Origin of the sequence: Holospora undulata HU1 (genome assembly GCF_000388175.3) — a bacterium.
GTDB lineage: Bacteria > Pseudomonadota > Alphaproteobacteria > Holosporales > Holosporaceae > Holospora > Holospora undulata_A.
This window is the reverse complement of record NZ_ARPM03000138.1, coordinates 1-10754: the sequence shown is the minus strand read 5'-3', so window position 1 is coordinate 10754 and position 10754 is coordinate 1. Positions and strand designations below refer to the sequence as shown.

Below are 10754 nucleotides of genomic sequence, written 5' to 3'. Positions count from 1 at the left end.
CAAGGCAATCTGCTCCATATCACGGTTCATAAGGCCAATGACACAGGTGCTGGGTGCAGAGTTTTTTGGGAAGCGGTGCAAAAATATTCTACATTAAAGGAAGTGTGTGCAGATGCTGGATATAGAAAACCCATGGAGGCATTTGCGTAGAACTATATTGAATAAAACTATAGATGGGGCATACTTCCAAAGCGTTAGATCGTCGAAAGAACATTTGCATGGCTAAATCATTTGCAAAAAGGGTATCTAAAGATTATGAAATTGCCCTAGCGACTGCTGAAAACATGAATATGATAGCCCATTCCATGATCCTATTAAGAAGGTTAGCTAAATCATGAATACAGGTTCTTAGCTATAGGCTAAAAAGATATTTAAATAATTATTCAAAAGTATAATTATTTTTTACCAACCGGTACACGCCTTATCGTTTTTTTCTTTTTCGCAGAAAATTCTGGCTTATTAAGTTGAAGATTAATTCTTTCTATCCTAATTGAACCCTCCTTATATTCCTGACTTCATAGAGAGAATTTTACTTCTTTTTGATTTTGATCTGCTTATATATATCTGTTGAAAAAAGTTTTTGGTATGTAATGAAAAAAATATTTTTTTGTTTTTTATTTGGAATGTGTGCCGTTAAAGGTTTTGCAAAAGTGTCCCCAGAAGAAATTGTAGAAATGTTTGAACAAAATCCAGAAATGTTCAATGTTTTAGCTCAAATGAGCTACCATTACGGAGCAGGAAAAAACCAAGGAGTCGATTCAGAAGAAGAAATTTTAAAAAAATCATTACAAAATATAGAGCTAGATTCTATTCCAAGCATTCCTTTAACAGAAACAGAAAACACCTCTAAGGTTGAAAATTCTGTTATTGCTTTTGTTTCTCCTTACTGTCCTCACTGCCGTTCTTTAATTAAAAACTTGATTCAACTAGAAAAAGAAAAATTTTTTGGAAACCACACAGACGTTCGTATTGTTTATGCCCCTACGAATTCTGCTTCGCACTGCGCTATAAAGGCTTTAATGGCAGCACATAAAATAAAAAAGAATGACGGTCTCGAAAAAACATTAGGGATTATTGATACACGCTTTAATCCTGTAGAAGCGTTGGATTGGCCCAAACTATTTGCGCAGCATCACCCTGAAATTTCGGAAAAATCTTTTTCTGAAATTATGAATTGTCCAGAAGTAGAACATCACTCGAAAAAATGTGCCCAATACATCTCAAAACTTAATATGGAAAGTTTTCCAGTAATTGCTTTGTGCAAAAAAAGTTCTAAAAAACACAAAAAAGAATTAAAAGATATTATTTTAGGAAATCCTAGCCATATTGGATTGCTAAGCCAAGCCCTAAGAGTAAAACTAAGCATAAAATGATAGAAAATTAAAGGAAAAGTCCTGAATTTTTTTGTTTCTATATTGAATTTTTTCTAACTCTTTGGCAATCCTTTTTTATTCTACACCTACACGGTTTTAAAAAAATACTGATTGCCAAATATTTAAGGTTTTATCACTAAAATAAGTGTAAAGAATTTAAACACTTATTCTTACTTCTTTCATGTGCTTGCCGAAAAGACACAAGCACATGAATAAAAAGTTAATTTATAGCTTAGAAAAAAGCTGAATAGTTTCAGTAACACGGATACTTTAGAAAAAGCTACTTCCTAAAAATCCATGCCACCGCCCATACCGCCGCCCATGCCGCCACCCATTGCAGGTTTCTCCTTTTCAGGGATTTGAGCAATAATAACGTCTGTGGTATTAAGCAATCCAGAAACAGATCCTGCATTTTGCAAAGCTGTCCTTGCTACTTTAGTAGGATCAATAATACCCGCTTCTATCATGTCCACATATCGATCATGACGCGCATCGTACCCAATGTTTACGTTAGAAGCTTTCAAGACCTCAGATACTACAACTCCCCCTTCTTTACCAGCATTGTGAGCAATTTGACGACAAGGAGCAGAAAGTGCAGCCTTCACCGCATTAATACCGCAAACGAAATCTCGCCCACGTTCTTGAATTTCTGCGCTCTTAATCGCATCTTCTAGAGACTTTACACAGCGTAAGAATGCAGTTCCACCCCCTGGGATAATTCCTTCTTCTACAGCAGCTTTTGTTGCATGCATTGCATCTTCGACGCGATCTTTACGTTCCTTTAACTCTACTTCTGTAGCACCTCCCACACGAATGACTGCTACGCCACCAGACAGTTTGGCCAAACGCTCTTGAAGCTTTTCTCTATCGTAATCAGAAGTAGCGTCATTAATTTCTGATCGAATCTTATCACATCGTTCTTTAACAGAAGAACGCACCGGCCCGTTGACAATCACTGTAGTATTGTCTTTTTCGATTACAACATTATCTGCTCTTCCAAGATCTTCTATTCGAACGTCTTCTAACCGCATTCCCACTTCAGAGCTGACAACATACCCATTAGTTAACACTGCAATATCGCCCAGCATAGCTTTTCTACGGTCTCCAAATCCAGGAGACTTAACCGCTGCCACTTTAAGAACACCACGAATCTTGTTTACCACCAGCATAGCCAAGGCTTCCCCTTCAACATCTTCTGCGATAATCAAAAGACTTGCGGATTCTTTTGCACTTTTTTCTAATACAGGAAGCAAAGACTGAGCACTGCTAATTTTTCCATCGTATAATAAAATATAACATCGCTCTAATTCTGCCACGCCCTTGTCTTGTCGAGTAATGAAGTAGGGAGAGATGTATCCACGATCAAACTGCATACCTGGGACAACATCTAGCTCGGTTTTGAAAGACTTTGCTTCTTCTACGGTTATAACACCATCAGAACCAACTTTTTCCATAGCTTGTGCGATCATATCGCCAATTTCCGCATCACCATTAGCGGAAACTGTTGCAACTTGCGCAATTTTTTCATAATTTCCTTTTACAGACGTAGAAAGATCTTTTAATTTTTCCACGACTACTTCAACAGCGTAATCAATTCCAGAGCGAAGCTCCATAGAGTTCATTCCGGCAGAAGTTCCCTTGAATGCTTCACTGTAAATGCTTCGAGCAAGAACAGTAGCTGTCGTAGTTCCATCCCCAACCATATCTGCAGTTTTTGAAGCAACGCTTTTTACTAACTGAGCAGCTAAATTTTCATAACGATCTTCTAACTCTACATGCTTTGCCACCGTCACACCGTCTTTTGTGACTCTAGGATCACCAAAAGACTGCTCAATTAATACATTACGTCCATTAGGCCCTAAAGTAACTTGGACACAATTGGCAAGCTTGATAACTCCGCTAAGTAAAGATTCTCCAACTTTTGATCCAAATGCAATCTGTTTTACTGACATATGCTTCCTCCTTTTACGCTACAATACCAAACACATCGGATTCCTTCATCACAATGTGGTCTTCACCAGCTAATTTAACTTCTGTACCAGACCATTTTCCAAACAGGATGCGATCTCCCACCTTTATTTCTAGGGGCATAAGATTTCCTTGTGCATCCCTTGCACCTGGTCCCACTGCAATTACGGTACCTTCAATAGGTTTTTCCTTTGCGGTATCGGGAATTAAGATTCCTCCTGCAGTTTTTTCTTCCGCTTCTGCACGCTTTACAAGAATACGGTCTCCTAAAGGTTTAAATTTAGTCATGAGTTCCTCCATATTTGTTTACCGATATAGAAAATTAGCAGTCACGGCAACGGAGTGCTAATTACAGTTTTCATCCTAACACACACGAACTATTAATGCAAGAGGAAAAATAGAAAAAGTATGCTTTTTTAAAGGATTGTTTCCAAGGCGTTTTTCGCGTTTGGAATTTTCGTATACTCTTTAGACACAAGTTGGATCAGCAGACTTTGCATTCCCCTTTTTTCTTAAATATTATCATAATTATTATTTACATTAATAATAAAAACATAATAAAATCAAAAAACAAAAATCATTGGTAGCCGTTAAATAGAAAAGGTTTTTTTAGATTAACTAGGGTAAAAAATCAAAAAAATAACTTGTCTATTAGACGTATTTTTTGTGACAATTTGTTAGGATATCACTACTTCGTTATTTCTTAATCCAATGCTACCCTTTCCCTAATTATAGCACTATCTACATTAAAATTTAGAAAATATTAATTTCGAAAAAAAATATCGTAAGACTTAAAAAATAACAATTTTAAAGGGGGTACTTACTAATTTTCCTTACATTTTTTAACTTTTTCGGTGTTCTCGATTTGCTTGCGTTAAGTTTGTTCACACAAACTAGTAAAGTACCAAGATTTTTATATCTCTCTCCAAAAAAAGCTTTAGCGCTGAAAAATATCTTTTTAGCTTACACCTAGACGCTTGATACGCTCAGTTAGTAGTACGCATCAAGGACACTCCTTAATGTTTTTTTAACACAGTCAGGTAGAAGTATCATTTAATTTAGTGTGGGATAAACTTTTTTTTCTACCAACGAAATGTAATCCTTACACGAAAACTCTTTTCCATCTTTTTAACCCTTAACTTTTTTTGCTTTTCTCCATAATAGATTACGCTTAAAATCAAGTAAAGCTTCCCGATACATCCTTTATTAATAGTTTGTATGAAGCTTTGGCTATAAAATTACCTATCTGGCTCCTTATTCTCCTAACATTACAGATTCCATAAAAAAATATTGAAGTTAAGGATTGAACTCAAACAGACTAAATCGTTAATAGGTTTTTAGATACTATTTCTTACTTTTTTCAAACGCTAAATTTAACTTATAGATTTTTTCTATATAAACATATTTAATTTTTAATGAAAAATTTTTAATTTTCTATAATCACACGTTTTTCAGCACAGTACAGACTTGAATTTTTTTTAAATTTCTGGTGTAATGTGAGGAATTAAATATTTTGTTGACACATTAAGTGGTTATGCAAGCACACTGGGGATTAAGTTTTTTTTTCTTAGGAATGAGTATGTATTTTTCTTATTTTAGTATGTACGGAGGGCGTGGATGCTTAATATGGAAGGAAAAGCGTGCGCTCCTTATCCATCAGCGAGAAAAAGTTAAATTTTTAGAAAAAAAAAAAGAAGGACTGGAACGAAAAATTTCTTTGTTTGATCAAGAAATCGATTCAGATTTGTTAGAACAAATGGGGTGGCAAATTCTTGGGATGATTCCTAAAAATTATTATTTAGTTACCTACGGAAGATAAAGTATTTACTATGGTCAATTTAAAATATAGAGGAAAAAGGTGAGAAAAATGTTAACATTTGCAAATAGATGGAAAACACTGTCTTATCTTTGGCTTTTTTTGATGGTTTTTTCGGGATGCAGAGATTCTGAGCGTATTTATCAACAAAAACCGTTAAGCACGTTGTATAAAAAAGCTGTGAATGAACTTAAGAAAGAAGATTTTAAAGAAGCGTCTTTGAATTTTGATGAAATAGAGCGTCAGTACCCCTATTCGTCTTGGGCACCTCATTCTCAACTTATGTCTGCATATTGTTCTTTTAAAGCTCAAGAATTTTCTAAATCTATTGCAACCTTAGAAACGTTTTTAGCGTTACATCCAGCATCTCCTAGCGCAAAGTACGCACATTACCTTAGAGCTCTTTGTTATTATACAGACATGCTTTCTCCAGAGCGGGATAGTGAGAATGCCCTTTTAGCACTTCAAGGATTTCAAGAGATTTGTCAACGTTTCCCTTATAGCGATTACGCAAGAGACGCAGAAGTAAAGATAGACTTTATTCAAGAGCATCTTGCATGCCAGGAAATGCTTATCATAAAAGATTATATGAAAAGAAAAGAATTTATTTCTGCTTTTCAGAGACTTTCTTTCCTCGTAGGAAGTTACCCCAAGAGCGCATTGATTCCTGAAGCACTTTATAGGCTGGTAGAATGTCATATTGTTTTAGGATTTCCCGGACTTACTTATAAAACTTTTACTCTTTTAAAGTACAACTTTCCCAAAGATCATTGGGCTTCTATGGCAAAAGAGCTTCTAGCTTCCGAAAATATGGTACCTTGTTGTGAAAAACTACCAAAAAAATAATTTCTTCATAGTGTCGTAGTGCTATTAGCTTAAAGCCCGCCCTAACAAGTTGGTTTTTTCAGTGTTTTTTGAGAATTTAATAAAAACGCAAAAATAAGGTGTGTTAAGTAATACCGTATCCCATTACTAAATGGACAGATAGGTTGCATTACAAATTAATTGCACCGCAACATCAGGTAGCTTCTGCATAAATTGGCACAACTATTTTCAAGATTTTCTTTGTCTCGTACATCTGAGTATTCAGGATGTTTTGCCTGATATGTAGCCAAAATATCTCTACAGGAGGTAACTCAGGTGAATAAAGAGGCAAGTATAAACTCTACTTGATCCAGAAAATGCTATCTTATCATCACAAATACTTTGGCTAGCTCAGAAAAATATGTATTCATGCATGCTGAATCGCTATGCGGCATGATTACACTAAAATTCTCCCCTGCAGCTGATTCAATCCGCTCCGTAAAGATAAAAATTCTTATATCCAAGCGATCGCCCCTCCTAGGCCTGGTGCCCTTGCTAAACCAGCCATGCGCTTTTCTAGAATCAGTTCCAAACCTTGCTTCATCAAAGACATGGCCTTTGTGGCCTGCGCATTCTTTATAAATTATAACTAAAACATCATAAAAAAAATATGACCATGAAGCTGGATAAAGTTATACTTATGTAATAAATAATATAATAAAAATTATGACATATTCATTAGATTTTAGAAAAAAGTATTAAAAATAAATCACGGGTTATCATTTAAAAAAGTAGCCGCTAGATTTTGCATCTCTAAATCAGCAGCAGAGATATGGACAAAAACTCTTGAAGGAGTCAACAAAAGAAATAAACCATGGACAAAATTAGACAAAGAGAAATTATACAGAAGAATTTTCAGATAGTTTAGCTATGAAAAGGCTAAGAGGTTAGAAGTCAGCGCTTCTGGTATAAGATATGCAAAACACCGTTTAGGAGAGATATATAAAAAAACTCTCAATCATCCGATCCAGAGAAAAGATCTATGTTTTGCCAAAAAATTTAAGCATTGAAAAAGGAAGATTAAGCAGGTAGGTTATAGTGATGAAAGTGGTTTTGCTCATGATATACCAAGAACGCATGAATACTCTGATAAAGGTAAGCGGTGCTATGGCTCTCATACCTCTGGGGAGCAAAGGGGGGAACAAATCCCATAGGCGCTTTAATTGGCAAATCTATAAATTGCAATTGGTTTGATATCTGGCTTACACAAGGGGTTACATCTTGGGTACAGCAGATTTTATTACCAAACCTTCCAAAAGAAAACGGTAGTGTTACGGATAATTCCATTATCCATAAAGGGAAAGCAGTGCAAAAAATGCTAAAAGATTCGGGGAATAGTTTGCTTTATTTTCCTCATTATTCCCCTGATCTCAATTCTATTGAGAAAAAATGGCCCCAAGCAAAACACATACGAAGAACATTAACTTGTTCAATTGATCACTTATTTCAATTCCATTTTTCGTAATCTTTTTATACTGATTTAGCTGTATGACTTTCCAGTTAATTGCTTTGCGCATGTTGTGGGTTGATAGTGACTCTGTGCTGATACATGTAAATGATCTCCTTTAAAACAATTGTTTGCACGAAACATACTGTCTACGCACAGAATGTATTTGTATAAAACAGCAAAGTATGTCAAGATAAAGCTGCGCATGAGAGGAAATAAAATAATTTTGGAATTGAGTATAATGACGACACTTTTTGATTTACATGGGAAGGCTGGACTTAAACAGTATGTTTGGAAATTTACTAAATACTATAAACTATACATCGCTTTACTTATTGTCATAGCCGTGGTTGCAGGTGGGTGTGAAATTTCAGTTGATTATAAAATTAAAGAAATCATCGATGCCATATCATCTAATAACGCAGACAATCTTAGATATTTACTCTTTCTTTTTGTATTGTATAAATTTTTGCATCACGGTTCGTATTTTGCACAACGTTGCCTTGATATTAAATATAAGCCTGCGATCTTAGAGTATGTAGTTAAAGATATTTATAGCAAGACAATAGGACATTCACTTCATTGGTTTGATTCTCATTTATCAGGAGAGACATCTAGTAAAATTGAAGACTTCCAGGATGGAATGGTTACGTTAATTACTTGTTTGTTTAAAACTTTTCATATCATCGTCACGATTATAATTACCCTATTTTTTATACTGCATGTCAATGTGCTTACAGGCTTGGTCCTGGGATTGTTTGTTATAATCTATACGCCAATAATATATTTATTGCTGAAAAGGCAATTGGAGCTACAAGAATCTTATGTTAATGCTAAGCAAGAAGCTATGGGGATTATTAACGATTCAATTGCCAATATCTTTGGCATCAAGGTAATTGGCGATTTAATATCGGAATTCAAATTAAAGCTAACCCCCGCAATAAATAAATGGAGAGCGTGGGATTATAAAACCCGTCAATTTGATGCGTATTATGTAGATAATGCAGACACGTTAATGGTAGTTACGCTGAATGCTGTGCAAATATATTTATTAGCTTTCCTCTTTAAGAATGGCGATATTAGCGCAGGTAGTTTTGCTTTTATCGCTATGATTACGCTTAAAATTCATGCGCAGCTTGATGCCTTTTTAGAGAATCTTTTATTTAATGTAAACCCAAAAATGGCACAAATTAAATCTTCCTATTCCTTTATTAATACAAAGCTTGACGTAGAGGATAAAGAAAATGCAAAAGCCTTAGCTGTGTTTGAAGGCTCCATAAATTATCAAAACGTTCACTTTAGCTACGGAGAAAATGGCAAATTAGTGTTGCATGATTTTAACTTAAAAATTCGAGCAGGAGAAAGGCTTGGTATTGTTGGTACATCAGGTGCAGGCAAAACAACTATGATCAAATGCTTACTGAGGTATTTTGATGTGACAGAGGGAGGTATATTCCTTGGAGATCAAGATATTAGAGATATAACACAAGATTCATTGCGCAAATTAATATCAATAATACCACAAGATATTACAATGTTTCATAGAAGTATCATGGATAATCTAAAACTGGCAAAGTACGATGCCACTGAGGAAGAGATCATATCCGCATGCATCAAAGCAAGAATACATAATGATATTATTGCAATGCCGCAAGGATACAATACTATTGTTGGTGAGCGTGGCGTTAAGTTAAGCGGTGGCCAAAGACAAAGAGTCGCAATTGCTCGTGCAATTTTAAAAAATGCACCTATTCTTATCCTAGATGAAGCAACAAGTAGCTTGGATACCCATACAGAGCAATTAATCCAGAAATCTATTAATGAACTTTTAGATAGCAGCGGTGCAACTGTCATAGCTATTGCTCATAGGTTATCCACTCTCAAACATACTGACAGAATTATTGTCCTCGATAAAGGTAAGCTCGTAGAAGACGGCACTCACATTGAGCTTCTTGCAAAAACAGGGCTTTATAAACACTTATGGGATGCCCAAGTTGGTGGCTTTTTGGGTGATGAGAAAGTAGAAGATTAATTATGATGATAGTGCCACGTTTAATTTTAAGGAAAGATAGCAGAATTTTATTAACAAGAAGAAGTTCGAACAACACATGGGCTTCCCATTGGCATTGCGTAACATAGAGTGTTGAGGTTGGCGAATCACAAAAAGAAGAAAAGGTTCGGGAATCCAAAGAAAAAGTTGGACTTAGGCTTAAGAATGTGGCTTTAAAAACGAAGATTTTTCTTATAGAGAAAAATCTTTTTGATTCTATGAAAAAATAAAATTTTTTTAGCAAAAAAGTATGTATAGTAATTTAGCTTGAAAGTGGGACAGCGTGGTGCTATTTTTAACAGAAAATGACGAAGAAACAATACAGCTTCGATCTAAGAAAGCAATTAATAGAATATATTCAACTTGGTAACGATCAAAAAACGCCATACAAAGTATTTAAAGTTAGTAAAAGCAGCGTAAGTAGGGGGAGTATAAGATAAAAAAAAGAAGGGATAATTAGGTCTACCCCACGGTTGGAGTAAAGATAAAATAGCCCCAGAGAAGCTAAGGATTTACGTTCCAGCCAATAGAGATAAGAAATGAGCTGAAATAGCAAAACTATTTAACGCAAGTATTTGTTCTGTATGGGAGTGTTGCGAGATAAGGTAATTTTTGGTATAAGAAGGAAAAAATCAAGGCAAGGTGAAAGAAGTGTCGAGCACGCAAATAACAATGGTAAGTTTAGAAGAGTTAGTAAGTAAGGACCATCAGTATAGGAAATTTAAATCAATATTCAGCTTTAATAAGGTTAAGGATGAAGTGTAGCGGTAGAAAGTAAAGCTAACTAGAAGGGATGCGGAGTATTACGGTTATTTAAATGTCTGGTGCTACAGTTTATGGAAGATATGTCTGATCGTGAACCCGAGAGGTATCTTGCAGATAGCAATGCTGCGAAGTGATTTTGTGATTTTAGCTTAATAGAATCAACACCTGATCACAGGGTATTTAGCAGGATGCGTAAGAAGATAGGAACAAATCTGTTGTCAAAAATATTTGCAATTTTCAGAGATCAGCTACGAAGTGCAGGGTATATGAGTGAGGTACTTACGTTTGTGGATGCAAGTCATTTAATATCCAAAGCTAGTTTATGAGAGGAAAGAGACGAGGAAAGAAAGCAAAAGTTTGATAAGTTAAATAATGAAGTTTTTCCGAGTGTAGCAAAGGACAAGTAGGCGGAAATTGGCTGTAAAGGCGGAAGTAAGTTTTGGTATGGATCATACTCCCCCTCACTTTTTT

At 35.3% G+C, this 10754-nt stretch carries 9 protein-coding genes and 1 pseudogene; 7 read left to right on the top strand and 3 right to left on the bottom strand.

Translation table 11 applies throughout. The features are described from left to right. Positions 1 to 198: 198 nt before the first annotated feature. Together K737_RS12025 and K737_RS03800 are read left to right on the top strand one after the other, a co-directional pair. Positions 199 to 338, top strand: a pseudogene (locus tag K737_RS12025) (IS5/IS1182 family transposase); the annotation flags it as partial. A 252-nt stretch (positions 339 to 590) separates the two neighbouring features. Then, positions 591 to 1373 carry a thioredoxin domain-containing protein gene (locus K737_RS03800; RefSeq protein WP_006292360.1) on the top strand — a complete coding sequence of 261 codons (783 nt, stop codon included), beginning with the start codon at positions 591 to 593 and terminating at the stop codon, positions 1371 to 1373. Between the two features lie 287 nt (positions 1374 to 1660). Here K737_RS03800 and groL read toward each other — a convergent pair whose 3' ends face one another. After that, positions 1661 to 3325, bottom strand: a complete 1665-nt coding sequence (groL, locus tag K737_RS03795) for a chaperonin GroEL (protein ID WP_006292358.1) — start codon at positions 3323 to 3325, stop codon at positions 1661 to 1663. A 13-nt stretch (positions 3326 to 3338) separates the two neighbouring features. Further along, positions 3339 to 3629 carry a co-chaperone GroES gene (locus K737_RS03790; RefSeq protein WP_006292354.1) on the bottom strand — a complete coding sequence of 97 codons (291 nt, stop codon included), beginning with the start codon at positions 3627 to 3629 and terminating at the stop codon, positions 3339 to 3341. 1246 nt (positions 3630 to 4875) lie between these two features. Between K737_RS03790 and K737_RS03785 the strand changes: the two genes are divergently transcribed. After that, positions 4876 to 5160 carry a hypothetical protein gene (locus K737_RS03785; protein ID WP_023490407.1) on the top strand — a complete coding sequence of 95 codons (285 nt, stop codon included), beginning with the start codon at positions 4876 to 4878 and terminating at the stop codon, positions 5158 to 5160. 48 nt (positions 5161 to 5208) lie between these two features. Further along, positions 5209 to 6003 (top strand): outer membrane protein assembly factor BamD, encoded by a 795-nt coding sequence (locus K737_RS03780; RefSeq protein ID WP_006292348.1) that lies wholly within the window; start codon positions 5209 to 5211, stop codon positions 6001 to 6003. 172 nt (positions 6004 to 6175) lie between these two features. On the opposite strand, the gene K737_RS12020 is transcribed toward K737_RS03780, so the two are convergent. After that, complete coding sequence (locus K737_RS12020; RefSeq protein ID WP_407636451.1) at positions 6176 to 6313, bottom strand: hypothetical protein; 138 nt, start codon at positions 6311 to 6313, stop codon at positions 6176 to 6178. An 810-nt stretch (positions 6314 to 7123) separates the two neighbouring features. Between K737_RS12020 and K737_RS12015 the strand changes: the two genes are divergently transcribed. The 3 genes from K737_RS12015 to K737_RS12010 all read left to right on the top strand — a co-directional run bounded on the left by K737_RS12015 (position 7124) and on the right by K737_RS12010 (position 9958). Beyond that, complete coding sequence (locus K737_RS12015; RefSeq protein WP_006292345.1) at positions 7124 to 7486, top strand: transposase; 363 nt, start codon at positions 7124 to 7126, stop codon at positions 7484 to 7486. A gap of 208 nt (positions 7487 to 7694) precedes the next feature. Next, the gene (locus K737_RS03770) at positions 7695 to 9500 is read left to right on the top strand and encodes an ABC transporter ATP-binding protein (protein WP_200863608.1); all 1806 of its coding nucleotides are present in this window, start codon (positions 7695 to 7697) and stop codon (positions 9498 to 9500) included. A 323-nt stretch (positions 9501 to 9823) separates the two neighbouring features. After that, positions 9824 to 9958, top strand: coding sequence for an IS630 transposase-related protein (locus K737_RS12010; RefSeq protein ID WP_152531078.1), 135 nt, complete (start codon positions 9824 to 9826; stop codon positions 9956 to 9958). Positions 9959 to 10754 lie beyond the last annotated feature (796 nt).

Coding starts and splice junctions, on each gene's coding strand:
- K737_RS03800 (WP_006292360.1), top strand. CDS start 591: ATGAAAAAAATATTTTTTTGTTTTTTATTTGGAATGTGTGCCGTTAAA.
- groL (WP_006292358.1), bottom strand. CDS start 3,325: ATGTCAGTAAAACAGATTGCATTTGGATCAAAAGTTGGAGAATCTTTA.
- K737_RS03790 (WP_006292354.1), bottom strand. CDS start 3,629: ATGACTAAATTTAAACCTTTAGGAGACCGTATTCTTGTAAAGCGTGCA.
- K737_RS03785 (WP_023490407.1), top strand. CDS start 4,876: ATGCAAGCACACTGGGGATTAAGTTTTTTTTTCTTAGGAATGAGTATG.
- K737_RS03780 (WP_006292348.1), top strand. CDS start 5,209: ATGTTAACATTTGCAAATAGATGGAAAACACTGTCTTATCTTTGGCTT.
- K737_RS12010 (WP_152531078.1), top strand. CDS start 9,824: ATGACGAAGAAACAATACAGCTTCGATCTAAGAAAGCAATTAATAGAA.